Below are 25,056 nucleotides of genomic sequence, written 5' to 3' on the forward strand. Positions count from 1 at the left end.
AGGTGAAGTCAGGACGCGTCCTCCACAGACTCCTGAAGGAAAGAGAGGATGTAACTCGCCTCGGGATGATGCGACATCCACGACTTGAACTCCGTCACCTTCTGAAAATCTTCTGTTCCCAGGCGCTCTTCCACCGCCGTGTGAAAGGTTCGCTGAAGATCCGCGGCGCGAAGATGGCGCTGATAGGGAGCGGTGAAAATGAGGTGGAGCTGATCATGGAGCCCTTTGCTCTTGAGCGCCTGCCATTCCCCTTCATCGAGCCAGATGCCTCCGGTTTTCGGACTGCGCTCGATGCGAAAGGGAAGTCCCTGGCCGACACGATACCGGTGCAGCAGGCATCCACTCTCCGGGCAGAAGAGCGGCTCGGTCGAGTCGTGCTCAAACGAGGGCTCGTATCCCTCTGGCAGCGGCGCCACGGTGATGGGGCTGCGCGTACGCCAGGTGTGATAGGACTGCAGCGGGATCCAGTAGCCCTTCGACGTGGGACACTGAAACGCGGAGAATCCTTTTTCAATCTCGACTGAGACCAGAGTTGCCTTGGGATGAAGTGGACTGCGCATGGGCTGAATGGAAGGGTGCGGGTGTGAATCCCTCGCCGCAGTGGCAGGTGAAAGCAAGGCGCGACCGAAGGGCGGGGTCAGGCGCGCTACGCCGTATTCACACGTGGTGATAGTCTCCGACCTTCTCGCTGGCGTAGGCGGCGCGGGAATTGGCGTCGTTCTTTCCGCTACGGGTTTCCAGCCATTGTCTGAACACTTCAGGCTCGATGGGGACTCTAACCAGCTCAATTCCCTGTTTCCCAAAATTCGCCACCGTCTCGGAGGCTATCGCCTCCCATTCCGCGTAGCTGTTCTCATACCGGTCGGGGTCTTCAGCGAACGCCTTCATCTCCGCCCAAGTGTGCTCACTGGCGTACCAAGCGACTCCGATGACCGCCTTGGGTCGTTGCTTTCTAGATGCGAATCGTTCGAGGAAAGGGCGGCGCTTCATGGGATGCTGAAAGAAATGAGCAAGTAACTTTCGCGCAAGCGCAAAGCCACCCTGCTAGAAATGAAATGCGCGGACATCCTGTGTCCGCGCATCCCATCGTAAATTACTGCAGCTGCTTGAGCCTTACTTTGCAAACGGGCTCAGCACCATGGTCTTGAAAGCTTCCTGCATCTTGGCCACGTCATCCTTGGGACCGGTGAGCCTGATGAAGCAGGTGGATTGCGGACCATTCAGCACGGCGCCCAGCATGGTGTAGCCGGGGCGGGGAGTCTTCTGCGGGGACATCGCCGGGCCGTCGAGGAAAGTGCCGGTGGCGGTGAGCAGGGCGATCTTGGTGCCGTCCTTTTCCAAGTCCTCGCGCTTCACTTCTGGAGTGCCTTCGAACATGCCCACCCAGCGCTTGACGTTGGCTTCGATGCCGCCGCCGTCGGAGCCAAAGTCAAAGAACTTGGCCTCCAGCGCAGTACCGCCTTCGGGCGCATGCTTCACCAGGGCCTTGACCATGGGGCTGGTGCTTTCTGCCTCCTTCCACGGAGAGGGAAGCGCAAAGTTGAACTGGCCGATGGCGAGCTTGGCGTCTTCCGCACGCAGAGTGGTAGCAGCGGCGAGACCGAGAAAGGCGGCGATGAGGAATGCTTTCATGGATGGATGAATAATGGAACAGGAATGGATGCTGGCGCGCTTACGGGCGCCGGAAAGAAACGCTCCGGGTAACGATTCTCACAGGAAAATCTCTCCCGGCGCCTCGGGATTCTGCAAAAAGAAAGGAGATGGGCAGCGCATGGCAGGATCCCATCTCCTTAGGAGATTCAATCAGTGAATAGCAGGCGGCTTATTTTTCCACCTTCATGACACCGTTCATGATCATCCAGTGACCAGGGAAGGTGCAGAGGTAGACATAGTCACCGGCCTCGGCGGGAGCGGTGAACTCAAGCACGGCCGACTGGCTGGGCTGCACCAGCTTCGTGTGGAAAAGCACTTCAGGAGACTCGGGGATGTAGTCCTTCGCAAGAGCCTGCGGATCCGTGAGCAGCGCATTTGCAGCGGCGCCGACTTTCTGCAGAGAGCCGGGCTTGCAGATGAGCAGGTTGTGCGGCTGGGGGACGGTGGCCTTGTTCTCGAGGGTGACTTTCACCTTCTGACCCGCCTTCACGGTAAAGGTCTTGGAGGCCGCGTCGTAAGCGAGCGGGTTGGCGTTGTCGGGCTTCAGCGTCACTTCCTTCACGTCTTCGGCGTGGAGTCCGGCGGCAAGCACCAGGGAGCAGGCAGCGGTAAGCAGAGTGCGGATCATTTGTGGATAGGTTCGTAATCTGTGCCGGACTACCCGGCAGTTTCAGGACGCAAAGAACGGACTCTGTCCGGGAGGTTTTGCAAACGAAATGGTACATCCAAAAAGAGGCACGATTCTTGCGGAATGAAAAGTTTCCAATGCCGTTCCGGTGGAGGCACAAGCCGCTCACCGTGACGTACCTATCTTTGACGCCGCTGCGATAGACCAGATGGTTTGGTGACGTTTAACAGTTAACCCCCAAGATCTCCCATCTCCATGTCAGCCCCCTCTTCCGTTTCCCGCCGTTCCTTCCTGCGCAGCGCCGGCACGTTCATGGCACTGCCCCTGCTGGAGTCGGCTGGTTTTCGTGCCTTTGCAGCGGAGAAGGCGGTGACGACTCCCACGCGCATGGCCTTCCTGTACATCCCAAATGGGGTGAACGTGCACCAGTGGGTGCCGAAGGGCTCTGGCACGGGGTATGAACTTTCCCCGACCCTCCAGCCCCTCGCGGCCTTGAAGGGTGACTTCAATATTTTCTCCAACCTCGCCCACGACAAGGCTGAGTCCAACGGCGACGGGGCAGGGGACCACGCTCGCGCCACAGCCACTTTCCTGACGGGTTGCCAGGCCAAGAAGACGGCCGGTTCGGATATCCGCATCGGTCAGAGCGTGGACCAGATCGCGGCCACTGCACTGGGAGACCATACCCGCCTGGCCTCCATGGAGCTGAGCACGGACGGTGAGCGCACCTCCGGTCGCTGCGACTCCGGCTACAGCTGCGCCTACCAGTTCAATCTCTCCTGGAAGACCGAGACCATGCCCATGGCCCCGGAAATGGATCCTCGCCTCGTGTTTGAGCGCATGTTCGGCATGGGCTCATCCTCCGGCTCTGCCGCGGAGGCTGAAAAGCGCCGCCGCTACCAGAAGAGCGTGCTTGATTTCGTGATGGCTGACGCGAAGAGCCTGCAGCGCCGCATTTCCACCTCGGACAATCGCAAGCTGGACGAGTACTTTGCCTCCGTTCGCGACATCGAAACGCGCATCGAGAAGGCCGAGCGCATGAAGATTGAGGTGCCCAACGGTGTGCACGCTCCCACCGGCATCCCGCAGTCCTCACAGGAGCACATCCGCCTGATGTTTGATCTGCTGCTCCTCGCCTTCCAGACGGACAGCACCCGTGTGTCGACCTTCCTGCTGGCGCATGACGGCAGCAACCGCTCCTTCCCCGAGATCGGCGTGCCGGATTCGCATCACAACATCTCCCACCACCAGAACAATCCTGAGAAGCTGGCGAAGATCGCGAAGATCGACCAGTTCTACATCTCGCAGCTCGCCTACTTCCTGCAGCGCATGAAGGACTCCCAGGAGAACGGCAAGTCCATCCTGGACAGCAGCATGATCGTGTACGGCGGTGGCATCAGCGATGGCAATGCCCATGACCATGATCGCCTGCCGGTAATCGTCGCCGGTCGTGGCAATGGCACGCTCAATCCCGGACGCCACATCCAGCTCGCGGAAAAGACCCCGATGACGAATCTCTACCTCGCCATGCTCGACCGCATGGGGGTGAAGGCCGAGCGCATCGGTGACAGCACGGGCGTGCTGGAGGGGATTTAATACTCCAGCTGGGAATAGGAATTCGCGGCTGGCCGACGAAGCGCGATCACGGTTGCGCGTCGTCCGCTCGCTGTAATACGACCAAGCCCAGCCACAAGGGCATCATCCACGGCACGATGGGGATCCCGGCAACGAAACCGGGATGCATGTACCAGGGTGTGTCCCCTGCGATGGGCTCAGGGTACGACACCCCTCTGACGGCGAGCGCTACCAAGGCTGCTACGCTTGCCAGCACGAAGGCGCGCGTCATACCACGCCCAAGCCAAGCGACTCGTCCCATGCACACGGCAAAGATCAGCGTCGCGAGATAGGTCAGCACACAGGCGATGAACAACAGGGGGTCGAATACCTCGCTCGGCGAGAGGACCGCTGGTAGCGTTTGCATTTGTCTCTGCCCGTCTTGTACCTCAAGAACGAAGCCACCGAGATGAAAGCTGGCCCAGACGAGATAGGCAGCGCCTGCGAGGATATTCGCGACAGACCCGAGGCTCAGGTAGAGGCGTTCACCAGCCTCGTGGATCGCCTGCTCCAGGACTGCGAATCCTCCCGTGACAGCAATCGCACCGAGCAGGAGAATAAGGAAGCGCATCTTGTTTTCTGCTGGAGAGGCCTCCCCGGGAGTGCCCAGTCCGACCCACAGAAGTGCAACGAGAGCAAACGGGATCAACAACAGTCCCCCGACCAACCCCATTCTATGCTGAGCCTCCGCGCCCGAGCGGAAGGCGCGAGCGACCAAGCCCCAAGCGGCGCCGATGATCGCGCCAAACAACAAGACGCCGAGAGCTTGATAAACCCCCGGGATGCGAAGGGCACGCACTCCGACGACGACGGAGACGAGCAATGGCACGCTGCAGAGGAAGATGCAGCTCACTCGCCGGAGGGTGTCACTCATGCGCTCTCCTTTCCGCTGACGGTGGTGCGGTGTTGGGCTGACCTTTCGCTCACGGCACCACTACTGTAGCACCCTCAGCATTTGCGGAAATGGAGAAGATGCCAGCAGGTTGCCCTTGCAGATCCACGGTCACCACGCGCTCAAAGGGGATGATGGCCAGCGTGGCCACGGCATCCTTGGGCCGTGCGGTGATCACGGACAAGGTCACACCTCCAGCCACGCGCTGCTCCCGGATGTCATGGATGCGTGTGGCACCATCGGCCAGCGTGCCGGAGATCACCACGCGAGCATGCGGCGTGGGAGCGGGCTCGTAGGTGGCGGTGACGTGATCCACATCGGCGAGCTTCAGCGTGAGGTTGGCATCCGGTGCGGAAGCCACGGGGTATTGCAGGGAGGAATCACCCTGATCGGCATGGCCTGTGTGCGAAGGATGTTTGCGCGGGCCGGTCGTGCAGCCCACGACACACCCTAACAGAAGCACCGCAAGACAATGGAAGATCTGGCAACGCATTACCTCTAATACGACGCAGAGGGCACGGCTTGTTCGCGCAACGTGTGTCAAAAACAAACATTCCTGTTCCTTGCGGATAGCACTATCCCTACGCCAGCACCTTCGCCAGGAAGCGTCCCGTCGCACTTCGCTCGCTCTCGGCCACCTCTTCCGGGGTGCCTACGGCGACCACTTCACCGCCACCACTACCGCCACTCGGCCCCAGATCGATGATCCAGTCCGCACACTTGATGACATCGAGATTGTGCTCAATGACCACCAGTGTGTTCCCGGCATCACGCAGACGCATGAGCACAGTGAGCAGCGTCTGAATGTCCGCGAAGTGCAGACCGGTAGTGGGTTCGTCGAGCAGATACAGCGTGTGTCCGGTGGCCTTCTTGGCGAGTTCCGCAGCGAGTTTCACGCGTTGGGCTTCACCACCCGAGAGGGCGGCACCGCTCTGGCCCAGCTTCACATAACCAAGGCCCACTTGCTCCAGCGCGTGCAGCTTGGGGAAGATGGCCGGGTGCTTCTCAAAGAAACGTGTGGCCTCCGCCACCGTCATGTCCAGCACGTCGGAGATGTTGCGGCCTTTCCAGGTGATCTCCAGGGTCTCCAGATTGTAGCGGCGCCCGCGGCACTGGTCGCAAGTCACCTGCACATCACTCAGGAAATGCATGTCGATGGTCAGCAGTCCATCGCCGCCACACTTCTCGCAGCGGCCACCAGCGACATTGAAGCTGAAACGGTTCGGCTGGTAGCCGCGCACCTTGGAGGCGGGAAGCTGGGCGAACAGTTCACGGATGGGCGTAAAAGCCCCTACATAGGTCGCAGGGTTCGAGCGCGGGCTGCGGCCGATCGGTTCCTGATCGATGACCACCACCTTGTCGATGGAATCCAATCCGCTGATCCGTTCATGCTTCCCAGGCTCATCCTTTGCTCCGTAGAAGTGGCGCATGAGCGCGCGACGCAGGATGGTATCCACCAGCGATGACTTCCCGCTGCCGGAAGGGCCTGTCACGCAGATGAAGCATCCCGGAGGGAAGGAAACGGTGACATTGCGCAGGTTGTGCTCGGACGCCCCGTGAATGGTCAGCGGCTGACCGGAGACCGCGACGGCACGCTGGAATCGTGAGCGCTTCGCTGCCGCCGGTGCAGACTCCCCCGATTCCAGGGTAAGTTCGTCTCCGCCGCTGGTGCCTTGTGGTGTCCTATTTCCTATCAGCCCGGCGCTGCGTCGCACCTTGGGCACGGGAATGCCGCTGCGGCCATCCAGCCATGAGCCAGTGAGGGACTCGCGCTGCTTCACCAATTCCGTTGCAGGTCCCTGGGCAATGATGCGTCCCCCGTGCGGCCCTGCTCCGGGGCCGAGTTCTATCAACCAATCCGCCTCACGAATCGTGTCCTCATCGTGCTCCACCACCAGCACGGAGTTCCCCAGATCCCGCAGACGCTTCAGCGTGCCGATGAGTCGTTCGTTGTCCACCGGATGCAGGCCGATGCTGGGTTCATCCAGTACATAGAGCACTCCAGCAAGCCCAGCGCCGATCTGGCTGGCAAGGCGGATGCGTTGAGCCTCGCCACCCGAGAGGGAGCCACTCTCACGATCCAGCGTGAGATACCCGAGCCCCACTTCATCCAGGAAAGCGAGCCTCTTCAGAATCTCGCGCTGCAGTTCCGTGCAGTACTTCTTCTGCAGATCCGTCAGCACGAGTCCATCCATCCAAGGGATGACATCCCGCACCGCCATTCGTGTGAACTCATGGACGTTCACCTTCGAGGCCTCAGCCTCACCCCTTGATTCCAGAGTGACGCCCAGCACTTCAGGCCTCAACCGCTTTCCACCGCAGGTCTTGCAGGGCAGGGGATTCATCAGACGCGTGAGTTGGGCACGCAGGGATTCACCTTTCACGGTGTTGTGCATGCGCTCCACCTGATCCAGCAATCCTTCGAAAGGCTTGGCCACGCTCTTCTTGTTCGCATCGATCTTCCAGCCAGTGGGCACGGCCACTTTGCCGGTGCCGTGGAAGAGGGCATCCTTGAACTTCTCCGGCAGCGCGCGGAAGGGCGTCTCCAGATCCACCTCGTAAAACTTCGCGAGCGCCTCGATGCTCCGCTGGAGCAGGGCCTTCAGCTTCGGCTGCTTGTTCCACCAGGTCTTGACCGCGCCCGCCTGGATCGACTTCGCCTCATCCGGAACGATGAGCTTAGGATCCGCCGCCATCACCGTGCCTACTCCTTCGCAGGTGGGACAGGCGCCGAGGTGGGTGTTGAAGGAGAAATGCTTTGGCGTGAAATCCTCCAGCACCGTGCCCGTCTGCGGATTCGCATACGCCGTGGTGAAGACCCTCAAGTCCGAGGGATCTCCGTCCCCGGTAAGGAAACGCACCTCACGCGGATTCCACTTGAGCGCCGACTCCAGCGCTTCCATGAGCCGACCCCGCACACCCTCGCGTAGCACGAGACGATCGAGCACCACCTCGATGTCATGCGCCTCCGTGCGTGTGGTCTTCAGCTTTTCATCGAGCTCGTGGATGACTCCATCCAGTCGCACACGCACAAAGCCCTGCCGCTGCAGCTTCTCAAAGAGCCCACGGAAGTCGCCTTTCTCCTGGGCCACCACGGGAGCCAGCACGATGGCGCGGGTGCCTTCCGGGAGTTGCAGCATCTCATCGGCAATCTCTGCCGGGGTCATCTTCCGCAGGGGCTCGCCCGTCACCGGATCGTGTGGCTGGCCGGCAGCGGCGTAAAGGACGCGGAGGTAGTCGTAGATCTCCGTGACCGTGGCGATGGTCGAGCGCGGGTTGTGTGCCACGGTGCGCTGCTCAATCGCCACCGCCGGTGACAACCCATCGATGAAGTCCACATCCGGCTTGTCGAGCTGATCCAGAAACTGGCGCGCGTAGGCTGAGAGGCTCTGCACATAGCGCCGCTGGCCTTCCGCATAGAGCGTGTCGAAGGCCAGGGAGGATTTCCCCGAGCCGCTCACCCCGGTCAGCACCACCAGCTTCCCGCGGGGGATGTCCACGTCCACATTCTGCAGGTTGTGCTGCCGCGCCCCCCGCACCCGGATGTAGCCGGTCGATTGTTCGGTTTGAAGGGGTGGGGATGCGGCCATGAGTGGGATGACCAAGATGCCCGCCCACTGCCTGCTCACAAGGCTGGATTTCAAGAGAGAGCCGCAAGGGCACACATATTTTTGCGGATTGGGGTAAAAGCGAAAATTTTCCTTTCCTGACCGGGAGTCTCCCGCTAAGAGCGGAGCCTTCCTTACCGAAACCCTCACACACCGTTATGTCTTGTAGGAATCATCCCCAGACCCAGGCTGTGGCCACCTGCACCGGTTGCGCCGAGCCGTTCTGCCACAACTGCCTCGTGCAGCTCAGTGGACAGAACTACTGCGGATCTTGCAAAGTGCTCGCTCTGAACGGACGCGAACCCATCTTGGAGAACCGCCTGCGTCCGTGCAAAGAGGCGGCGGATGCCCTGAAATTCGCATTCATCGGACTGTTGTGTTTCGGCTTCATCTTGGGGCCGATGGCCATCTTTAAAGCCGTTGAGGCGAAAAAACTCATGAGAGATGATCCCACCTTGTTGGGATCCGGAAAATCGACAGCCGCCCTCGTCGTTGGCATTTTCGCGCTCGCTCTCTGGCTCATGAGTCTTGTTTCGCGCTTGTCCTGAAAGGTCCCCGCCACCACTCGCCATGAGCCAACTTTCCGAACCGACACTGACCTGCGGGCGGCACGCCCAGATCCCCGCCACTTGCTATTGTGCCCAGTGCGCCATGCCCTTGTGCGACAACTGCGCCCGGCCGCAAAGGGATGGGACTTTCAAGTGTCTCACTTGCTCTGTGGGTGCCAGGCTACCGGAGGCCCCCAGGCCTCGCATCCCTGTGCACTCGCCATTGGTCTCACACCCGTGTACCCAGCATCCAGAGGTGAAGACCATCAGGCGCTGCAGTGGGTGCGGTGCCCACACTTGCGAGACCTGTAGCTTCACGCTGGAGAGCAATCTGCACATCTGTCCCACCTGCGCGATGAAAGGGCCCACGGGGCTGTCTTCCTCCCGAAAGACGCTGGTCATCGTCGGGTTGCTCCTGGCCATCTGGAGCACCGCAGCGACGGGTTTGATGGTCACCGGCTATTTCGCTGAGTCCAGCGAGGCTGCCGCAGGTCTGGCATTCTCTTTCCTGATCTTCTTCCCCGCACTCATTGGATTTGCCGTGAGCCTTTCTGCCCAGGAACGCCGGTTGCAAAATCCGGCCCTCGTCTGGGTGGCGGTCACTTGGAACACGTTGTTACTGATCGGATTCGTCGCGCTCATCGTGATCGGGAATCTGAGCAATGGCTGACGAAATTTTCTGAAACGCGATCAACTCATGGGAGCAACAAGACTTCGAGTACTGGATATCTCGGGAAGCCGCGCCACGGAAGTGGAGGCACCGGATGATGTGGCCATCAACCGCGTGCTGACCGTTCTGATCGAGCGCATGAACCTGCCGCTGAACAGTCCGGATGGGCAGCTGATGAGCTACAAGCTGCATCACCGCAGGAGCGGCCGGCAACTCCTCGATCACCAGACCCTGGCCGATGTCGGCGTGGTGGATGGGGATGAACTGCGCCTGCAGCCGGAGATCACCGCTGGCTGATGCTGCCATGAGCGTGCCGCATCCCGAGGTTGTGTCTCTCGCAGAGGGCAGGTTTGCCCGGCTGGAAGCCATTGAGTGGTGGGACCAGCGCCGCCTGACAGCGGCGAAGGTGCTGGTGATCGGCGCGGGCGCGCTCGGCAACGAGGTGCTCAAGAACCTGGCCCTGCTGGGCGTGGGTCACGTGGCGATTGCGGATCAGGACCATGTGGAGCTGAGCAATCTCAGTCGTTCCGTCCTCTTCCGTGAATCGGATGAAGGCCAGCCCAAGGCCCTCTGCGCCGCGCGGGCGCTCCAGGAAATCTATCCGGGTATCAGGGTGTATCCACTTGTAGGGAATGTCATTGCCGAACTGGGACTGGGCTGGTTCCGCTGGGCAGACGTGGTGGTGGGTGCGCTCGACAACCGTGAAGCCCGCGTGTTCGTGAACAGCGCCTGCGCCCGCATGGACCGTCCGTGGGTGGACGGCGGCATCGAGGTGCTGCAGGGCATCGTGCGCGCCTTCTACCCCCCACGCACGCCGTGCTACGAATGCACCATGAGCAAGGTGGACTGGGACCTTATTGACAAACGTCGATCCTGTTCGCTGGTGGCCCGCCGGGCGATGGCACAACGCGGCACTCCCACCACGCCCACGTCAGCCTCCGTGATTGGCGCCATCCAGGCCCAGGAGGTGGTGAAGATTCTTCACGGCATGGATGGCATGCTGGGCCGGGGCTTCTTCTTCGATGGCCAGCACCACAGCTCTTATGGGATCGACTATCAGATCCATGAGGACTGCCCGTGGCATGAGGCGCAGCCAGAGATCGTGTCCTCGCCGGACTGGAAATGGGAGAGTCCGCTCGCCATCCTTGCGAAGGAGGCTGAGGCGCGGCTGGGGGGACTGGATGCGCTGGATTTCGGACGGGAGATCGTGGAGCGCATGGAGTGCCTCGCTTGTGGGCTACACACACCTGTGTGGCGCGCTGCGGAACAGTTGGGCGAGCATGAGCTGCACTGTTCCTCGTGCGGCGCGGAATGTTCGCCAAGAGTGGTGCATTCTCTCACGCCTGCGCATCCAGCCATGCAGCGAAGCGCCCGCGAACTGGGCCTGCCCGAGCGGGACGTCCTGTGGGCCCGGCGTGGCGAACGTCAATTGGGCATGGAGCTGGCTGCAGAGTCCGGCTTCGAGGACCGGTGCCAGCAGCAACAGAATCAGAACATCACGCCATGAGCTCTGGAAACAAAGGCAAAGCGCAGAAGGAAACCTCCTCCGAGGTGCAGGTGGGGCGCTCCGTGACCACCCAGCGAGCCAGGAAGAAGGTGTTTCCCGGGCCGAAAGGGAGCCACGTGCCGCTGCGCGTCGCCATTTCCCGCCAGGCGCACGCCGAGCTGGCGGCACATGCTCGCGAATCGCTGCAGGCGGAAGTTTGTGGCGTGCTTGTGGGTGAAGTCTGCCAGGATGACGAGGGAATCTATACCGATGTGCAGGCCATCATTCGCGGCCAGGCTGCCAGCGAAGGGAGCACGCATGTGACCTTCACGCAGGCTACCTGGAATGCCATTCACGAGACCATCGACCGGGAGCATGCGGACCGTTCCATCGTGGGCTGGTATCACACCCACCCCGGATTTGGTGTGGAGTTTTCTGAGATGGACCTGTTCATCCAGAAGAATTTTTTCTCTGGCGAGGCACAGGTCGCATTGGTCACGGATCCCATCTCAGGCGAAGTAGCTCTCGCGGCCAATGGCGGCGAGGACGGAGGCATCACCTACCTGCCATGCTATTGGGTGGATGGCCGTGAGCAGCCTGCTCGCGTGCCGGCTTCCAGCATGCCGGCCACCATGCAGGGGAGCGAGCGCCATCCCGCGACGGCGCGAAGCCTCGAGGCTTTGGAGAACCGCATCTCCCAGCTCACGCAGTCGCTCGATGAAGTGACTTCCATGTTTTACAAGACCCTCTTCTTCGCCGGAGCGGTCGTGTGCCTGGGCGTGCTGGTGTTTGCCGGGCTCCTGATCCGGGCGCAGTTCCAGGCGCGCATTGAGCCGCCGCAATTGAACAGCTTCGTTCCTGTGCCGGTAAAGATTGGGGATAAGAACGTGCTGCTCGGCGTGAGCGTGGTGAACTGGGACGTGCCTCCCGAACTCAACGCCCTGCTGCTGGACCTTGAGAAGGAGAAGCAGGAAGAGGCTGCAAAAGCCGCCGCCGCGGCGCTCGAGGAAGGACAGCCCGAAAAGAAGGAAAAGGCGAAACCAGCCTCCCAGCCCAAACAGGTGGAACCACCCCACGCAGCGCCGCAGCCCGCGTCATCACCCTCACCTCCGGCGCAGTCCGCCCCGCAGCCTCCCGCTTCGCCGCCTGCCGCAAAGTAGAGACCAGATAACTTTTCCATGAGCACCGAGAACGACTCCGTCATCCGCATCACCAAGGACGATGCCAACAGCCGTCATGTCGACGATCTGCTCAAGCGGCAGATGAGCCTGCGGGGCGAGACAGGAATCGCTCGTGATCGTGGCAAGTCCATCTTCCTCCAGAGCTGGGTGGTCCTCATGGTCGTGGGCTGCGTCAGCGCCATCATCGCCTGGGCCATTCTTGAGCCCTGGTTTGATGACCATCTGGAACTGAAGGGCACGGTGGAGAGCGTGGAAGTGCGGAGCGATGTGGCGAAATACCGCTTCGGCATGCGAACGATCGATACCGAGGTGCCCACCATTGCCAGGTTGGTGGTGAATGGACAGACTATCTGGCTGCCGGACGGGGTGCGGGAAGTGAGGAATAACAAGGCTGTAGGCTGGCTCGATCCCTCCACCATCCGTGCAGGTCAGAAGGTGATCGCTTTCATCGATGAATCCTACGCCATGAGCGGAGGGGAGTCCGCCATTGCCATCCTTGTCGAACCCCTGCCGGATGATGCGGTACTGGGACCACCAAAGACCATCGCCCAGCTTCAATCGCAGAACTCCGCAGCGAATCTGCTCTTCTTCCCGATCATCGCCGCCTGTATCGGCTTGGGGATTGGTGCGGTGGATGGCATCGTGTGCCGGTTGCCGCGTCGCGCTTTGTTGTGTGGCCTGGTCGGCCTCGTGGTGGGATTCGTGGGAGGCTTCGTCAGCGGTATCGTCGCGAACATCGCCTATGGACCGATCAGCATGTTTGCGTCGGAGAAAATGGCCAGCGGTGGCGTCAATGCAGGGGTGGGATTTGGACTGCAGATGATGGGGCGCATGCTCGCCTGGGGGCTGGCAGGCATGACCATGGGAGTGGGGCAGGGGCTGGCATTGCGCTCCACCCGGCTGGTGACATACGGATTTGTTGGTGGTGTCGTGGGAGGACTGCTGGGAGGGATGTTCTTTGATCCCATCTCCACCATGCTCCTTGGCCATGACCACGTGGGTGGGGATGTGAGCCGCCTCGTTGCCATCGCCATCATCGGCGCCTGTACGGGGGGCATGATTGGTGTCGTGGAGCTGCTGGCCCGCGATGCCTGGCTGCGCATGATTCACGGACCACTGAAGGGGAAGGAATTCCTGCTTTACAAGGACGTGATGAATGTGGGTTCCTCCCCCAAGTCCGACTTGTATCTTTTCAACGACCCCCGTGTGGCTCCCCAGCACGCCTTGATCCGCACAGTGGGCGAAGGCTACGAGATTGAAGCGCGTCAGGGCACCCAACCCGTGATCATCAATGGCTCCAGCCAGCAGCGCGCCCGCCTGCGGCATGGGGATGAGATCACCATCGGCGGCACCGTCTTTACCTTCCAGATGCGCAAGAGCTGATTTGCCATGTCCACGGAAAATACCCAGAGCCATGTGTGCAGCATCTGCCTGACGGCGGTCGAGCCCGGTGGCGGCAGTGTCGAGTGCCCGTCATGCACGACCGTCTACCACGATGACTGCTGGGCGGAGAATGGTGGCTGCGGAAGATATGGCTGCGTGGAGACGCCTCCCACCGAGCCACGCACCGACTTGGAGATTCCGGTTTCCTTCTGGGGCCAGGAACACAAGCAGTGCCCCTCGTGCGGCACGCAAATCATGGCGGCCGCGCTACGCTGCAGGAACTGCGGCGCCACCTTCTCTTCCGCGCGCCCGGAAGATGCCGAGGCTTTCCGCAACCGCGCCACACAACAGTCACGGCGCTCCGGCACCCAGCGCATGGCCATGGTGGTCTTCAGCCTCTGCATCCTGCCCTGCACTTCGCCACTGGGACTGTTGATCGCTGCCATCTGGTATCCGCTGCGACGCAAGGAACTGGCCACGCTCCCAGGCTTGTACCGGACCCTCCTGATCATCGGCATGATCGTAGCGGTGATCCTGATTGTGGGCACCGTGCTGCTGAGCCTGACTTACGCACGCACGCATACGTTGGACTTTGAACTGCTCCCGAACGCCTCCCAATGACGCCCCGACTCCGACGACTGACCGCCGACTACCAGCATGTCTGGCACGGACTGCATGAACACCCCGCCATCCGACTGGTGGAGGTGGAAGGGGACCCTCCGGAGCGCTACGTGATTGATTTTCATCTCGCGGGGTTGGTGCCCGCCGGGAATGAGTCTTTTTCCCATGGAGGCACGCATCGGGCGGAAGTCTTCCTGCCGTTGGACTATCCGCGCCGCCCGCCGGTCTGCCGCATGCTCACTCCCGTGTTTCACCCAAACATCGACCCCCAGAAGATCTGCATCGGCGATCACTGGAGTGCTGGCCAGACGCTGCTCCAGCTCATTTCCCGCATCGCGGAAATGCTCGCTTTCCAAAGCTACAATGTGAAAAGCCCACTCAACGCCCGCGCTGCAGCCTGGGCGGAGCAGCATCCAGAGGCGCTGCCGCTGGACACGCGAGACTTCACCTTGGGGTAGGGCAGCAGCTTTACGGGCTGGTTTCTACGGGCTGAGATGCCCGGATTCGATGCACGCACATCCACAGCGCTGCCAGGATGGCAATTCCGATGAGAACCCGGGGCTGATGCAGGATCAGGCTGCCTGCCAGAGCAAGGCTGAAAATCACCACGGCATAGTTGCGCGAGGTGGCGAGAGGAAACAGCGGCAGCACTGCCAGCCCCAGGAGCGTGAGGAGTGCGATTGGCACGAGAAAAACCGCATACATGGACTGCGGCATCCGGTGTGAGGAAAAAGATTCTGCCATCCCGATCTCCAGCCATCCTACGAAGCCCAGCCAGGATATGATCACCACAGAAATCGTAATGTATCCCGAGACGGCAATCGAGTATCGGTGCTCGCTCCTGATACCCAAGGCAAGCAAGATGGCCAGCGCAGAGACTCCACAAAGGACAATGGACAGGTCGATGAGCATGGGAGGGTGTCTCGCACGGCAAATTTCTCAGGTTTCCCGGTGGGTCGCAAGCTTTCAAAATGGACTGCTGAGGGGCGGACAGGAGGCGGAGGGGCATCACTGTAATCCTAGGGCGCAGCGGCGAACTGTAAATCTCCTGCAACCTTTCTAAAGGAGGCAGGTTTACACCCCGCATGTCCGCGGTAACGTTCGCAGCCACCCCACCTTTTTTCGCCTGGAACATGCCGGACTGGACGCCGAGCACCGCAAACAGCAGCGCCCCGGAAGCTTCTCCTGATGAGGAGAACGTCAGGCTTATGCTGCTCGTGAAGCAAGGGGATGTGAAAGCCTTTGAGCAACTCGTGGATCTCCACCAGCGCGCGGTGATCGGCACGGTGGCGCGGATGCTCAACAATGTGGATGACGCGCACGACGTGGCCCAGCAGGTCTTTGTGCGTGTGTGGCGCTCAGCCCCGAGGTATGAACCCAGCGCGAAGTTCACCACCTGGCTTTTCACCATCATGCGCAATCTCGTCTTCAATGAGATGCGCCGTCGCACGCGGAAGCGTGAGGTCTCCATGGACGAGCAGCAGGAGGACTCTCACCGGGAGCATGCCGCCTCACCCCGGCATCATCCGGATACCACCGTGGCCCAGAGTGAACTGGAAGAGGCCATTGACCGCGCCATCCAGACCCTGCCGGAGAAGCAGCGTCTGGCCGTGACCCTTCGCCGCGACCTGGACATGCCCTATGAAGAGATCTGCGAAATCCTCGGCATGTCCCTCTCGGCCGTGAAGAGCCTGCTCTTCCGCGCCCGCAACGACCTCAAGGAACGCCTCAAGGACCATCTGGACGAGGATTAAGCCGTCGCTGGCACAAGGTCGGTCCCGCACGACCAGCACATTTCGAAGTTGCCCGGGTTCTTCTCCTGGCACTTCGGGCAAGCGACTTCCTCCTGACTGGACTCGCTGTCCTTCACGATGCAGTCCCGGATGATCTGGACAGCGTCCTCGTAGTCCTCATCATTCATGACACAGAGCGCCGGGTAGAACTCCGGGATGGGGATCTCCGTCATGAAGGTGGTGGTATCCTTGTTCCGTACAAAGGTGGGAATACCCTCGGCCTCCAGAACGGTCTGGAAGTAGCCTACGCGGGTGTAATCTCGCTCGCGAAACAGTTCTCTCATGGGCGATTGCAGCGTTGAAGTTGGTACCCTGGCCATCCTACCTCTGAACGCCCGCGACGCACCACCACAAAAGTGAGGTGTTGGCTTCAAGGCTCCAAACACTGATCACACCAACCGTTCGCCCGGCGAAAGCAGATCCGCTCCACAGGACCAGCAGGTCTCGAAGTTTCCTGGATTCTTCTCCTGGCACTTGGGACACACATGCTGCTGCTGGCTTTGGCGCGCGCCGTAGACGGCATTCTTCTCCAGTACCTCCACGGCGATGTCGTAGTCCTCGTCATTCACCACGCACAGCGCGGGGAAGAACTCGGGGATCGGCACCATGGTGGTCATCGTCTCGGTATTCTCGTTCATCACGAACGTGGGAATACCCTCGGACTCCAGCATGCCACGGTAGAATCCAACCCGGGTGAAATCCTTCTCACGAAACAGCTCTTTCATGGCGTGCGTCCCCCATTTTCTTGGTTGATCACAAATGGTCTCGTGGATGAATCGCGCATGCCCATACGGTTGGCTGCGGGCCTACGCATGAAGACAGGGGGCGCCCTACCAGAAAAGCTCACAGTCTCGTGCCGGGGGCCTCTGCAGGCTTCCTTATGGTATGGCCCTTCTGTTTGGCCATGCTCTCACCGAGTCCCTCCCTGTTTGGGACCCGTTTCATTCTGGATCTACGTCCCGGCGTTCGTGCGCCATTGCTGCCGGTACTCGCTCGGAGTCATCTTCAGCTCACGCTCAAAAGCACGGCAGAAGGCACTCATGCTGTGGTAGCCAACGCTGACGGCAATTTCACCGATGCCGCTCTTGGTTTCGCGTAGCGCCTCGGCAGCTCGATCCATGCGATGACGGCGCAGGAGTCCCGGGATGGTGTAGCCCAGGAACGTTCCAAAAATCCGGCTGAGCTGGAAGGATGTGAGTCCGACCTCTCGGGCGAGCGCCTCGAGGCTGGGAGGATTCGCGATGTCCTGAAGAAGGAGGGACGCAGCACGCTCGGCAAGCTCGCGGTTGGAATGTTCTGAGGTGACGGGCATGAACGTGCCTTTATATGCGTAAGGACGCATTAATTCCAGCATGAATGTTAGCCTGCAATTGCGCGCAGAACCTTTGCTTAGCAAGCCCTCTCTTACACCGCCTGTGCGGTGCAACGGTCATCCAGCAAAGTTCGCAAGTAGGCGATGCTTTCGCGGGCCTGGGTATGGTAGATTTCCACATCGGCGTTCTGGGGCTTGTTCAGCGCTTGAGTCGCCGTCCACGGAGGAATGGCTCGTACAGCGATGGAGAGCTCCAGTCGGGCATCCGCGTAAATATTGTGACGTTTCAGGCCTTGGTCGATGGCATCCATCAACTGAAATGCGAGCACTCGGGAAGGACCGTGAAGGCGGCCAGGCGTGGCTTCAATGAGCTCTTCCAAGGCGTTCAGCTCCTGTGCCAGACGCGCCCTGTCGATTCGGCTTGAAATACCAGATGGATTTTGGCCCATGTTAAGCCGCACTATACCTAATCTTATATTCAGTTACAACTTCTTGACCAAAAAATGCCTGACACTGAAGCGGACTTCAGCTGCGGATTGAACGGTTTGGCGTTTATTATCCGGGTATAATTTGACATTCTAATTTTATCCGGGTAATAAACGGCATGATTTTACCGCCCGATGTTCGCCAGACATACACCTGCTTTCATGGTTCCAAGCGCCTCGTGACCGGTTCGCTCACGGAAGTCGCCTTGGAAACGAAACGTGCCCATGAGGGAGATGCGAGTGCTCCAGTGCTGATCTTTGATAACCGTACAGGCCGCACCGTCGAGGTGGATATGCGGGGTTCAGAGGCCGAGGTAATCAATCGGCTGAAGCCCATTCAAGACACCCACGAAGCTCCGGAGACATCCGCAATTCTACCAGCAGATGCGGAAACTCCCGCAGATGTCACCAAAGGGCGAGGCCGTCCAAAACTTGGCGTGACCGCCCGGGAGGTTACGCTGCTTCCGCGTCATTGGGAATGGCTCGCCACCCAGCCTGGAGGAGCCTCCGTGGCACTGCGCAAGCTGGTCGAAGAAGCTCGCCGCACCCATGCTGAAAAGGACCGCCTCCGCCAGAGCCGAGAGCGCACCTATCACTTCATCTCGGTACTCGCGGGGGACCTGCCCGGCTTCGAAGAATCCTCGCGTGCGCTCTTTGCTGGCAACGTGCCGAAGTTCGCGGAGTGCATGGCAGCATGGCCTGCAGACATGCGCGATCACGCACTGTGGCTCACGGGCGATGTTGCAGGGTAAGACAGCTCACAGCAACTTCGTGCCCAGAGGCACGGGCTTGTCCGGCACGCACAGGGCCACGTGTCCCGTAGCGTTGTGAAAGCCTGTGACGAGGCATTCTGATTGAATGGGACCAATCTGCTTCCTGGGGAAGTTCACCACGGCGACCACGAGTTTGCCCTCCAGTTCCTCTGGCGTGTAGAGCTGGGTGATCTGGGCGCTGGATTTTTTGATGCCCAACTCAGGACCGAAATCCACCTGCAGAATGTACGCGGGTTTCCTGGCCTCTGGAAAAGGCCGGGCGCTCACGACACGACCCACGCGCAATTCCACCTTGGTGAAGTCGGTCCACTCGATCGTTTCCATCTCCATCCAGCGAACCTAGACAGCGGCCACAGTGTCGCAACCAGCGAGCAGCCCAAGCTTCAACCGCTTTACCTCAGTAACCTTTTGCGTTCTTTGCGTTCTTTTGCGGCCATTCCTTTCAACGTCCCACCCGCCCGCTCCGTCTGCGTCACCATACGAGTAAAAACGTGTGAAAAAGGCCCTACGGCAGCTCACGGATGCGCAGCTTGCGGAACTGGATGGGGGAGCCTTCGCTCTCCAGGCACAGGTAGCCACTCTTGGGATCGCACCCGGTGCCACCGGAGACTTCTTCACCATTCACCCAGAGACGCACTTCGCCATTGATGGCGCGGATGTAGTACCGGTTCCACTCGCCGTGTCCTTTGCTCAGGTGCTTGCGCGGGAAGCTACGCTGACCGTTGGGCGACACGGGCGGGAAAGGAGTCATCTTGATGCCCACGGGGAAGACATCCCCGTTCGTCCCAAACCAGTCGGTGGGCTTGCCCGTCTTGGCCACTTTTTCGGTGTAGCCGTGATCGAGGATCTGTACCTCAATACCCTGCGGCAGGCCGGGCTTCGCTGCCGTCGTGAGTTTTTCAATGGACTCTGGAGTCGCCCACAGAAACACACCGGAGTTGCCGGCGGGCTTCTCGTGCATCCACTCCACCACGAGTTCGAAGTTCGTCACCGGCTTCACCGTGCGCATCACGCTGACGGGAGTTCCCGTGCAGTGGAGCACACCGTCCTTCCAACTCCACGTGTCATCAGCGCTGTTGACCTTCGTGAAGTCCTCTGCAGTAAGCGCACGCCAGCCTGGCTGGGTATCATCGATGACCGCACGAATGGCCACCGTGGCAGGTGACGGATCGGCCGCACGCAGGGGCGAAGTGAAACTCAGACCGGCGGCGAGGATGAGGAGACAGGTGCGTGGCAGCGGCTTCATGGAATGTAGTACACAAGGACGGCGCATCATTGATCAGGCTTTCAGTCCGCTGAGGTCCGGATTCGCGGATTGCGACTTGCTCATGAACTCCTCCCACGTGGCGCCACCGGGGGTCTTCGCGGCGAACTCTCCAAACAAGGTGAGCAGGGTGGACTCGACTGCGCCTTCGACAGTGGGATTGCCGTTTGGATTCTTCGAAGTGATGGCCACGCGGAACGTCTCAATGTTCTTCTCCGTGCCGGTGCGGTAGAGGTTCTTGGTATCACCGCCACGCCAGAAGCTCTCCTTGTCTCCGCGGATCATCACACGCCCGCCGAACTCACTGGTGAAGATGCCCTTGTTTCCCACGAAACGATTGCCGCAGGCGAAGGGCGAGCCCCAGCCGTTGAACTGCCGCGAGCTGAAGGTGACCGCGCCTTTCTCGAACTCGAACAGCAGGGAGAAATGATCAGAAGCGTCGCCGATGTTGTCCGGTCGTGCTCCGCGTCCGCAGTTCCCGCTGGCACGGACCGGACGGCCAAAGGCCCAGCTCACGATGTCCAGCGCATGGATGTTCTGCTCGGTGATGATGTCACCGCCGAGATCACGATGGCGCACCCAGTTCTTCAGCCGGCCTTCCGGATTGCTGTCATCATCGTTGCGGGGAATCAAGTCCGCCTCGTAGTGGCATTCACCGAACATCAGGTCACCGAGGGCGCCGTCGTGGATGCGCTTGATGCCCTCCTGGAAATGTTCGTTGCCACGCGACTGCACATCCGCCAGGACCACGATGCCCTTGGCTGCAGCGTCCTTGGCCAGTTGGCGGATCGTTTCGCATCCTTTCACATCGATGGCCATGGGCTTCGCGATGAGCACGTGCTTTCCGGCCGCCACGGCATCGATCGCCTGCTGCACGTGAAAGTAGGGCGGGCTGTGAATTGCCACAGCATCCACCTGCTCCAGCATCTTCTTGTAGCCATCCAGGCCGGTGAATTGCTGGTCTGCGGCGATGCCGTATTTCCCGCCAAAAGTCGCTGCGCTGTCCGCGAAGTAGTCATGCGCGGCAGTGATCTTGAAACCCGGGTTCTCCGCGATGATGGCTGATACAAAGTTCCCGCGCCCACCGCAGCCGATATTGCCGATGCGAATCACAGGGCCGTCGTGCACAGCCTTCAGCGGTGCCTCTGCGGAAGCATTGCTGGCGAGCTGACTAAGGACGGTGGCAAGTCCGGAGGTCTGGAAGAAGGAACGTCGATTCATGCTTGGTGGGACTCAGTTCGAAGAGACGAGAAGCGAGCAACACCGAACGAACCGTCACCGTCACGTCTTATGCGATGGACGACGAATGATGCAATGCGTGGCGTATCGATTAGTTTCCGCCTAATGGACGGAGGGACGGCTTAAGAGGCCGTTTCCGTTTCCGTTTTCTCCTGAAACGCCTGCTGCACCAGTTCACGAAAGTCCCTCACATGCTCCGGCTCGAAGCGGCCCTTGCGTTGCACCAGGAACACATCCTCGTAACCGAAGAGGGAGGAGATGTCGCGCACGACGATTTCAGATTCTCCCGGAGCCCTCTTGGGAGGTCTCACGCTGGCAGCACTCGTCCCGATGGCGACGCCGAAACCGATGGCCACATAGTTCAAGAGCAGAGCGCGATTCGTGGCCGTCATGATGACATTCATCCGGTCCAGCAGTCCTGCTTGAGCAAAGACATGGCGGATCTGCCGGTGGGAACTGCTCTCCTGGGGTGCCAGCACCAGCGGCTCCTTCACCAAGTTGGCCAGGGTGATGCGACGTGCCGTAGCCAGCGGGTGCCCCTGTGGACACATGAGGTGAAAGGTGTGGCGCGTGAGCGGCAGGCACTGGAACTGTGGCATGGGCTCATCTCCGGTCGCCATACCCATCACGGCGAGATCGGCGCCATCCTGCTCGATGATCTCCCTTGCCAGCCGGGAAACACGATCCACCAGGACCAGCTTCACCTTGGGATGATGCTGCCGGTACTGCATGATGGGGCGCCGCAGCAATCCAGAAAGCGAAGGGGAGGGGGCCACGACGGTCAGCGTCCGCGTCGCCATGTTTCGCTTGTCCTCGAACATTTGCCTCAAGCCGTCGAAGGACTCCACCAGCGGAGCTGCAAGGTCCACGAGCGCCTGACCGTCCTCGGTGAGACGGACCTTGGTTCCATCCGCCAGAGCGAGCTGCACCCCGTACTCCTCCTCCAGCGACCGGATCTGCTGCCACACTGATGGCACGGAAAGATCCAGCGCCGCTGCGGTCGCAGCAAAACTGCCGTGACGGGACAGCTCCACCAGAGAACGAATCTGCCGGAAGCGCACCTCTTTGAAATAACGACGGGCTGAGCCGGCATCAGGTGAGCCGATTCTGCGCGCGGCGGAACGTGGTTTCTTCGTCATGTTGCCCGGGTGTCCTGAGGAGCAATGGGGCGGGGGATATCATGGCCGAAAGGAGTTCACCCCCAGCAGCATTGCTGCGAATGCCAGCGACTCAACGAAGCGGCAACCTGTGGCAGTCTGCCTTTTTGATGTCGCAATGCAAACCCATTTTGTGGTACCGCAGGGGCGTTCCAACCCATTTTTGCCATCCTTGTGTCACCCCGCGCCATCTGCCAAGGTGCCGCTCACACTCATGACACCGATGGACACCGCACTTCAGGGGAGAATCAGTTTTGCCCCTGTTTCGCAGGACGATTTCGAGGAGCTTCTCGCCCTGCGCATCGCCGCCATGCGGGAGAGTTTGGAAGCTGTGGGACGGTTCAATCCCGAACGGGCTCGCGAGCGGCTTCGCAAGTCCTTCTACCCAGAACACACCGCCTTCATCGCTTTCGACGGACAGCGAATCGGTTTCTACACCTTCCGGCCAGCCGACGGCGGCGGCTTTCAGTTGGACCACCTCTACGTCCACCCGACCTTCCAATCCCAAGGAATCGGCTCAGAAGTCCTGCGCCACCTCCTTGCCTTGGCCGACGCCCGCGGGATGACCGTTTCGCTGGGCGCGCTGCGAGACAGCCCCTCAAACCGATTCTATCAGCGCCACGGCTTCGTCCAAACCGCCGAGGACGAGTGGGACATTTATTACCTCCGCGCACCCCGAGCATGTTGATGCTGAAACGGTGAAAGCAGGGGCTTGCAATTTTCTCCCTTCCATGCGAAAGCTTCAGCCACCTTTAGAATGGTGAAAAGGAAGGGTGGCTGAGTGGTCTAAGGCACTCGATTCGAAATCGAACGTAGTCAAAAGCTACCGTGGGTTCAAATCCCACCCCTTCCGCCAATTGTTTCAAAACCCGCTCACCAAGAGCGGTTTCCGTTGATACTCAGCCGGTTTAAGGTGCCTGATGTCACACCAGAGCACCAAGGGACGATGCCAAGGCAACAAGGACTGCTGAGACGCGGAGGCGTGTTCGCTGCAGCGCCAGGTTAGGCGTTCCGGCGTCGATAGAAGAAGCTCTCGACATACTGAGATTGATCAACAAAACCTACGGCAAACCGACGTGGTTCGGCCATTCGAAAAGGACCTGAAGATCTGTAGTTCCTGTCTCCGCAAAACCGATGCGTCTGTAAAGTGCGATGGCACGTTGGTTTGCTTTAAATACTCGCAGGCGAACTGGCTTCTGTGGACGGTGAAACTCATTTACGAGTGACCCAAGATAGGCCGCGCCGATTCCCCTGCCTTGGAATTCTCCGTGCAGAGCAAACTCTCTGAGATGTGTGGCATCGTGAGCGTGCTCGACCGCAGAAAAGCCGACGGGTCGGCCATCGATTTCTATGATGTCATATGGCCATCTGTCCCAACTCTCTTGAAAGTATCGGTCTTGAAGGCCTTCGTCCCACGCGCCGAACTGATCCACAACCCACTCTCGATAAGAGGAATGATGCACTGCCTTCGCAAAAGGAAAGTCCTCAACCGTAGCGCGACGCAGCTTAAGAGTCATTTTCAGCAGCGGAATTTCACGAAATGCGAGCGACGCCTAACGCTAAAGCTCAGCCAACCGCTGGGCGAGACAAAAGTATTCAACCTATTCCCCAAGACACCGCCGCGCCCAGCGGGTTGGCTGCAGCGCCTGGTTCGGCCTTGTCGGTGGATTAACACCACGGGCGGAATGGTAGGGAAGTAGAACAGGGGCACGAGCACCAAAGCGCCCACCCACCAGGCTTGCCGCCTTGTGGCTATGGCGGTTTCGTTTTCGGTCACCAGGATGAATCGTGGGCAAATGCACGCTCGAGCCACTCCATTATGCCAGTGTGATCGGGTTTGCCGATAGTTCGCTCGACGAAATGTTGGGCAGTTTCTGGCTGCATTTGAGACCGTGGCTACTAAGGTCGCTTTCATGACGGACCCTGAGCTGCCCAATTGGAACTGGTTCTATCTGAACTTCCCATGGATAGGCGGTGCTGCGGCCATCGTGCTGCTCATTTTGCTTTTCTGCACCAACCTCCTGCGCGCAGATCAGAGCAGGCCGCGATGGCTCGATTACACATGGTTGTCGTGGATGGGATTACTGGCTTACCTGCTGCACAACATTGAGGAATACGGCGCTGACATGTTCGGACGTTTGCACCAGTTCCCGAAAGACATAGTCAGGATCATGGAGCTTCCATCCTATCCGGACTGCCCCATTCCGCCGCTGTACTTCGTGGCCGTGAACGTCACGATGTTTTGGATCGCGGCGCCTCTCGCCTCGATCCTGAGTCGGCGCCACCCGCTGGTCGGCCTTTCGGTCTACAGCATCATCATGGTCAACGCTGTCGTGCACATCGTACCATCCGTGGCAGGAGCGGGCTATGGGGCGGGCACGTTGACGGCGGCCGTGATTTTCATTCCTCTGTCGATCTGGATGATCCGGGCGTGCTTTGGTCCCGGGCGGATGAGCTATGCCACCTTGGCGTTGCTCGTGGCAGCAGGCATATTGGCGCATGCTGTCCTGATGGTACCGATGCTCCTGTTCCTAAAGGGAACAATCGGCAGCACACTGCTGGTACTGCTCCAAGTAATGAACCCATTTTTGCTCATGCTTACCCTCTGGCTCGGCGAAAGGTGGCGTGGCGGCAGCCTCGTCCATCAACTTCCCCATGCAGACGAAGGCGCTTGACCATACCCTCATCTGACGCTTCACCAGGAGCCACCGTCAAACGCTGTCGCTTCGCGTGTCATCGTGGGACCACG

30 protein-coding genes and 1 tRNA gene are annotated in these 25,056 nt (G+C 60.1%); 14 read left to right on the plus strand and 17 right to left on the minus strand.

From position 1 onward, the window contains the following. Positions 1 to 8 precede the first annotated feature (8 nt). The 4 genes from G5S37_RS14560 to G5S37_RS14575 form a co-directional block, all read right to left on the minus strand. The gene (locus G5S37_RS14560) at positions 9 to 560 is read right to left on the minus strand and encodes a hypothetical protein (RefSeq protein ID WP_165205139.1); all 552 of its coding nucleotides are present in this window, start codon (positions 558 to 560) and stop codon (positions 9 to 11) included. 97 nt (positions 561 to 657) lie between these two features. Next, positions 658 to 990, minus strand: coding sequence for a hypothetical protein (locus G5S37_RS14565; RefSeq protein WP_165205141.1), 333 nt, complete (start codon positions 988 to 990; stop codon positions 658 to 660). 123 nt (positions 991 to 1,113) lie between these two features. After that, positions 1,114 to 1,632 (minus strand): hypothetical protein, encoded by a 519-nt coding sequence (locus tag G5S37_RS14570; protein ID WP_165205143.1) that lies wholly within the window; start codon positions 1,630 to 1,632, stop codon positions 1,114 to 1,116. 190 nt (positions 1,633 to 1,822) lie between these two features. Further along, positions 1,823 to 2,281, minus strand: coding sequence for a plastocyanin/azurin family copper-binding protein (locus tag G5S37_RS14575; RefSeq protein WP_165205145.1), 459 nt, complete (start codon positions 2,279 to 2,281; stop codon positions 1,823 to 1,825). A 255-nt stretch (positions 2,282 to 2,536) separates the two neighbouring features. On the opposite strand from G5S37_RS14575, the gene G5S37_RS14580 reads away from it, so the two are divergent. After that, entirely contained in the window at positions 2,537 to 3,877 is a 1,341-nt protein-coding gene (locus tag G5S37_RS14580) for a DUF1552 domain-containing protein (RefSeq protein ID WP_165205147.1), read from the plus strand. Between the two features lie 46 nt (positions 3,878 to 3,923). Here G5S37_RS14580 and G5S37_RS14585 read toward each other — a convergent pair whose 3' ends face one another. The 3 genes from G5S37_RS14585 to uvrA all read right to left on the minus strand — a co-directional run bounded on the left by G5S37_RS14585 (position 3,924) and on the right by uvrA (position 8,431). Beyond that, positions 3,924 to 4,769: a hypothetical protein gene (locus G5S37_RS14585; RefSeq protein WP_165205149.1), complete on the minus strand. Its 846-nt coding sequence runs from the start codon at positions 4,767 to 4,769 to the stop codon at positions 3,924 to 3,926. 49 nt (positions 4,770 to 4,818) lie between these two features. Further along, on the minus strand, positions 4,819 to 5,229 hold the full coding sequence (locus G5S37_RS14590) for a hypothetical protein (RefSeq protein ID WP_165205151.1): 411 nt from the start codon (positions 5,227 to 5,229) through the stop codon (positions 4,819 to 4,821). 139 nt (positions 5,230 to 5,368) lie between these two features. Beyond that, positions 5,369 to 8,431 (minus strand): excinuclease ABC subunit UvrA, encoded by a 3,063-nt coding sequence (gene uvrA, locus G5S37_RS14595; RefSeq protein WP_240914876.1) that lies wholly within the window; start codon positions 8,429 to 8,431, stop codon positions 5,369 to 5,371. A 272-nt stretch (positions 8,432 to 8,703) separates the two neighbouring features. On the opposite strand from uvrA, the gene G5S37_RS14600 reads away from it, so the two are divergent. From G5S37_RS14600 to G5S37_RS14635, 8 genes are all read left to right on the plus strand, one after another. Continuing rightward, entirely contained in the window at positions 8,704 to 8,943 is a 240-nt protein-coding gene (locus tag G5S37_RS14600) for a hypothetical protein (protein WP_165205153.1), read from the plus strand. A 355-nt stretch (positions 8,944 to 9,298) separates the two neighbouring features. Next, positions 9,299 to 9,613 (plus strand): hypothetical protein, encoded by a 315-nt coding sequence (locus G5S37_RS14605; RefSeq protein WP_165205155.1) that lies wholly within the window; start codon positions 9,299 to 9,301, stop codon positions 9,611 to 9,613. Positions 9,614 to 9,640: 27 nt separating this feature from the next. Beyond that, the gene (locus tag G5S37_RS14610) at positions 9,641 to 9,910 is read left to right on the plus strand and encodes an EsaB/YukD family protein (RefSeq protein ID WP_165205157.1); all 270 of its coding nucleotides are present in this window, start codon (positions 9,641 to 9,643) and stop codon (positions 9,908 to 9,910) included. A 7-nt stretch (positions 9,911 to 9,917) separates the two neighbouring features. Continuing rightward, positions 9,918 to 11,120 carry a ThiF family adenylyltransferase gene (locus tag G5S37_RS14615; RefSeq protein WP_165205159.1) on the plus strand — a complete coding sequence of 401 codons (1,203 nt, stop codon included), beginning with the start codon at positions 9,918 to 9,920 and terminating at the stop codon, positions 11,118 to 11,120. Continuing rightward, the gene (locus G5S37_RS14620; protein ID WP_165205161.1) at positions 11,117 to 12,259 is read left to right on the plus strand and encodes a Mov34/MPN/PAD-1 family protein; all 1,143 of its coding nucleotides are present in this window, start codon (positions 11,117 to 11,119) and stop codon (positions 12,257 to 12,259) included. Before G5S37_RS14615 ends, G5S37_RS14620 begins: the two co-directional genes overlap by 4 nt. Before the next feature lie 18 nt (positions 12,260 to 12,277). Beyond that, a complete protein-coding gene (locus tag G5S37_RS14625; protein ID WP_165205163.1) occupies positions 12,278 to 13,663 on the plus strand; it encodes an FHA domain-containing protein in 1,386 nt (461 codons plus the stop codon). Between the two features lie 6 nt (positions 13,664 to 13,669). Next, a complete protein-coding gene (locus G5S37_RS14630; protein WP_165205165.1) occupies positions 13,670 to 14,284 on the plus strand; it encodes an RING finger protein in 615 nt (204 codons plus the stop codon). Further along, positions 14,281 to 14,742 carry a ubiquitin-conjugating enzyme E2 gene (locus G5S37_RS14635; protein ID WP_165205167.1) on the plus strand — a complete coding sequence of 154 codons (462 nt, stop codon included), beginning with the start codon at positions 14,281 to 14,283 and terminating at the stop codon, positions 14,740 to 14,742. The genes G5S37_RS14630 and G5S37_RS14635 overlap by 4 nt, the downstream gene beginning before the upstream one ends. A 10-nt stretch (positions 14,743 to 14,752) precedes the next feature. On the opposite strand, the gene G5S37_RS14640 is transcribed toward G5S37_RS14635, so the two are convergent. Continuing rightward, positions 14,753 to 15,196 (minus strand): hypothetical protein, encoded by a 444-nt coding sequence (locus tag G5S37_RS14640; protein WP_165205169.1) that lies wholly within the window; start codon positions 15,194 to 15,196, stop codon positions 14,753 to 14,755. Between the two features lie 173 nt (positions 15,197 to 15,369). Between G5S37_RS14640 and G5S37_RS14645 the strand changes: the two genes are divergently transcribed. Then, positions 15,370 to 16,038 (plus strand): sigma-70 family RNA polymerase sigma factor, encoded by a 669-nt coding sequence (locus tag G5S37_RS14645; RefSeq protein ID WP_240914877.1) that lies wholly within the window; start codon positions 15,370 to 15,372, stop codon positions 16,036 to 16,038. On the opposite strand, the gene G5S37_RS14650 is transcribed toward G5S37_RS14645, so the two are convergent. The 4 genes from G5S37_RS14650 to G5S37_RS32335 form a co-directional block, all read right to left on the minus strand. Further along, the gene (locus G5S37_RS14650) at positions 16,035 to 16,361 is read right to left on the minus strand and encodes a DUF2007 domain-containing protein (RefSeq protein WP_165205171.1); all 327 of its coding nucleotides are present in this window, start codon (positions 16,359 to 16,361) and stop codon (positions 16,035 to 16,037) included. The two genes, G5S37_RS14645 and G5S37_RS14650, sit on opposite strands and share 4 nt — an antisense overlap. 105 nt (positions 16,362 to 16,466) lie before the next feature. Further along, positions 16,467 to 16,802, minus strand: coding sequence for a DUF2007 domain-containing protein (locus G5S37_RS14655; RefSeq protein ID WP_165205173.1), 336 nt, complete (start codon positions 16,800 to 16,802; stop codon positions 16,467 to 16,469). 227 nt (positions 16,803 to 17,029) lie between these two features. Next, positions 17,030 to 17,389 (minus strand): AraC family transcriptional regulator, encoded by a 360-nt coding sequence (locus tag G5S37_RS14660; protein WP_165205175.1) that lies wholly within the window; start codon positions 17,387 to 17,389, stop codon positions 17,030 to 17,032. 92 nt (positions 17,390 to 17,481) lie between these two features. Continuing rightward, positions 17,482 to 17,700 carry a hypothetical protein gene (locus tag G5S37_RS32335; protein WP_206026456.1) on the minus strand — a complete coding sequence of 73 codons (219 nt, stop codon included), beginning with the start codon at positions 17,698 to 17,700 and terminating at the stop codon, positions 17,482 to 17,484. A 293-nt stretch (positions 17,701 to 17,993) separates the two neighbouring features. Here G5S37_RS32335 and G5S37_RS14670 point away from each other — a divergent pair, with 293 nt between their 5' ends. Continuing rightward, positions 17,994 to 18,626, plus strand: a complete 633-nt coding sequence (locus G5S37_RS14670; protein ID WP_165205179.1) for a DUF2239 family protein — start codon at positions 17,994 to 17,996, stop codon at positions 18,624 to 18,626. Positions 18,627 to 18,632: 6 nt separating this feature from the next. Here G5S37_RS14670 and G5S37_RS14675 read toward each other — a convergent pair whose 3' ends face one another. From G5S37_RS14675 to G5S37_RS14690, 4 genes are all read right to left on the minus strand, one after another. Next, positions 18,633 to 18,971 carry a tRNA-binding protein gene (locus tag G5S37_RS14675; RefSeq protein ID WP_165205181.1) on the minus strand — a complete coding sequence of 113 codons (339 nt, stop codon included), beginning with the start codon at positions 18,969 to 18,971 and terminating at the stop codon, positions 18,633 to 18,635. Between the two features lie 181 nt (positions 18,972 to 19,152). Next, positions 19,153 to 19,893 (minus strand): DUF1080 domain-containing protein, encoded by a 741-nt coding sequence (locus tag G5S37_RS14680; RefSeq protein ID WP_206026457.1) that lies wholly within the window; start codon positions 19,891 to 19,893, stop codon positions 19,153 to 19,155. A 33-nt stretch (positions 19,894 to 19,926) separates the two neighbouring features. Then, a complete protein-coding gene (locus tag G5S37_RS14685; RefSeq protein ID WP_165205182.1) occupies positions 19,927 to 21,132 on the minus strand; it encodes a Gfo/Idh/MocA family oxidoreductase in 1,206 nt (401 codons plus the stop codon). A 140-nt stretch (positions 21,133 to 21,272) separates the two neighbouring features. Next, positions 21,273 to 22,289 (minus strand): LysR family transcriptional regulator, encoded by a 1,017-nt coding sequence (locus G5S37_RS14690; protein ID WP_165205184.1) that lies wholly within the window; start codon positions 22,287 to 22,289, stop codon positions 21,273 to 21,275. Positions 22,290 to 22,521: 232 nt separating this feature from the next. Between G5S37_RS14690 and G5S37_RS14695 the strand changes: the two genes are divergently transcribed. Then, the gene (locus G5S37_RS14695) at positions 22,522 to 22,995 is read left to right on the plus strand and encodes a GNAT family N-acetyltransferase (RefSeq protein ID WP_240914878.1); all 474 of its coding nucleotides are present in this window, start codon (positions 22,522 to 22,524) and stop codon (positions 22,993 to 22,995) included. Between the two features lie 79 nt (positions 22,996 to 23,074). Then, a tRNA-Ser gene (locus tag G5S37_RS14700) sits at positions 23,075 to 23,163 on the plus strand. Between the two features lie 205 nt (positions 23,164 to 23,368). Here the strand turns inward: G5S37_RS14700 and G5S37_RS14705 are convergent. After that, a complete protein-coding gene (locus G5S37_RS14705) occupies positions 23,369 to 23,824 on the minus strand; it encodes an N-acetyltransferase (protein WP_165205188.1) in 456 nt (151 codons plus the stop codon). 396 nt (positions 23,825 to 24,220) lie between these two features. Between G5S37_RS14705 and G5S37_RS14710 the strand changes: the two genes are divergently transcribed. Then, on the plus strand, positions 24,221 to 24,982 hold the full coding sequence (locus G5S37_RS14710; RefSeq protein ID WP_165205190.1) for an HXXEE domain-containing protein: 762 nt from the start codon (positions 24,221 to 24,223) through the stop codon (positions 24,980 to 24,982). Positions 24,983 to 25,056: the final 74 nt, after the last annotated feature.

It is taken from the genome of Roseimicrobium sp. ORNL1, from assembly GCF_011044495.1.
In the GTDB taxonomy this organism is placed as follows: Bacteria; Verrucomicrobiota; Verrucomicrobiia; order Verrucomicrobiales; family Verrucomicrobiaceae; genus Roseimicrobium.

Bases quoted from the DNA above. Each gene is read 5' to 3' on its own strand.
- G5S37_RS14645 (WP_240914877.1), top strand. From the start codon at position 15,370: ATGTCCGCGGTAACGTTCGCAGCCACCCCACCTTTTTTCGCCTGGAAC.
- G5S37_RS14685 (WP_165205182.1), bottom strand. From the start codon at position 21,132: ATGAATCGACGTTCCTTCTTCCAGACCTCCGGACTTGCCACCGTCCTT.
- G5S37_RS14585 (WP_165205149.1), bottom strand. From the start codon at position 4,769: ATGAGTGACACCCTCCGGCGAGTGAGCTGCATCTTCCTCTGCAGCGTG.
- G5S37_RS14675 (WP_165205181.1), bottom strand. From the start codon at position 18,971: ATGGAAACGATCGAGTGGACCGACTTCACCAAGGTGGAATTGCGCGTG.
- G5S37_RS14635 (WP_165205167.1), top strand. From the start codon at position 14,281: ATGACGCCCCGACTCCGACGACTGACCGCCGACTACCAGCATGTCTGG.
- G5S37_RS14560 (WP_165205139.1), bottom strand. From the start codon at position 560: ATGCGCAGTCCACTTCATCCCAAGGCAACTCTGGTCTCAGTCGAGATT.
- G5S37_RS14650 (WP_165205171.1), bottom strand. From the start codon at position 16,361: ATGAGAGAACTGTTTCGCGAGCGAGATTACACCCGCGTAGGCTACTTC.
- G5S37_RS14670 (WP_165205179.1), top strand. From the start codon at position 17,994: ATGATTTTACCGCCCGATGTTCGCCAGACATACACCTGCTTTCATGGT.
- G5S37_RS14710 (WP_165205190.1), top strand. From the start codon at position 24,221: ATGACGGACCCTGAGCTGCCCAATTGGAACTGGTTCTATCTGAACTTC.
- G5S37_RS14695 (WP_240914878.1), top strand. From the start codon at position 22,522: ATGACACCGATGGACACCGCACTTCAGGGGAGAATCAGTTTTGCCCCT.
- G5S37_RS14680 (WP_206026457.1), bottom strand. From the start codon at position 19,893: ATGAAGCCGCTGCCACGCACCTGTCTCCTCATCCTCGCCGCCGGTCTG.
- G5S37_RS14705 (WP_165205188.1), bottom strand. From the start codon at position 23,824: ATGACTCTTAAGCTGCGTCGCGCTACGGTTGAGGACTTTCCTTTTGCG.
- G5S37_RS14565 (WP_165205141.1), bottom strand. From the start codon at position 990: ATGAAGCGCCGCCCTTTCCTCGAACGATTCGCATCTAGAAAGCAACGA.
- G5S37_RS14605 (WP_165205155.1), top strand. From the start codon at position 9,299: ATGAAAGGGCCCACGGGGCTGTCTTCCTCCCGAAAGACGCTGGTCATC.
- G5S37_RS32335 (WP_206026456.1), bottom strand. From the start codon at position 17,700: ATGGATGCCATCGACCAAGGCCTGAAACGTCACAATATTTACGCGGAT.
- G5S37_RS14615 (WP_165205159.1), top strand. From the start codon at position 9,918: ATGAGCGTGCCGCATCCCGAGGTTGTGTCTCTCGCAGAGGGCAGGTTT.
- G5S37_RS14640 (WP_165205169.1), bottom strand. From the start codon at position 15,196: ATGCTCATCGACCTGTCCATTGTCCTTTGTGGAGTCTCTGCGCTGGCC.
- G5S37_RS14610 (WP_165205157.1), top strand. From the start codon at position 9,641: ATGGGAGCAACAAGACTTCGAGTACTGGATATCTCGGGAAGCCGCGCC.
- G5S37_RS14690 (WP_165205184.1), bottom strand. From the start codon at position 22,289: ATGACGAAGAAACCACGTTCCGCCGCGCGCAGAATCGGCTCACCTGAT.
- G5S37_RS14630 (WP_165205165.1), top strand. From the start codon at position 13,670: ATGTCCACGGAAAATACCCAGAGCCATGTGTGCAGCATCTGCCTGACG.
- G5S37_RS14575 (WP_165205145.1), bottom strand. From the start codon at position 2,281: ATGATCCGCACTCTGCTTACCGCTGCCTGCTCCCTGGTGCTTGCCGCC.
- G5S37_RS14620 (WP_165205161.1), top strand. From the start codon at position 11,117: ATGAGCTCTGGAAACAAAGGCAAAGCGCAGAAGGAAACCTCCTCCGAG.
- G5S37_RS14655 (WP_165205173.1), bottom strand. From the start codon at position 16,802: ATGAAAGAGCTGTTTCGTGAGAAGGATTTCACCCGGGTTGGATTCTAC.
- G5S37_RS14580 (WP_165205147.1), top strand. From the start codon at position 2,537: ATGTCAGCCCCCTCTTCCGTTTCCCGCCGTTCCTTCCTGCGCAGCGCC.
- G5S37_RS14570 (WP_165205143.1), bottom strand. From the start codon at position 1,632: ATGAAAGCATTCCTCATCGCCGCCTTTCTCGGTCTCGCCGCTGCTACC.
- G5S37_RS14660 (WP_165205175.1), bottom strand. From the start codon at position 17,389: ATGCCCGTCACCTCAGAACATTCCAACCGCGAGCTTGCCGAGCGTGCT.
- G5S37_RS14625 (WP_165205163.1), top strand. From the start codon at position 12,278: ATGAGCACCGAGAACGACTCCGTCATCCGCATCACCAAGGACGATGCC.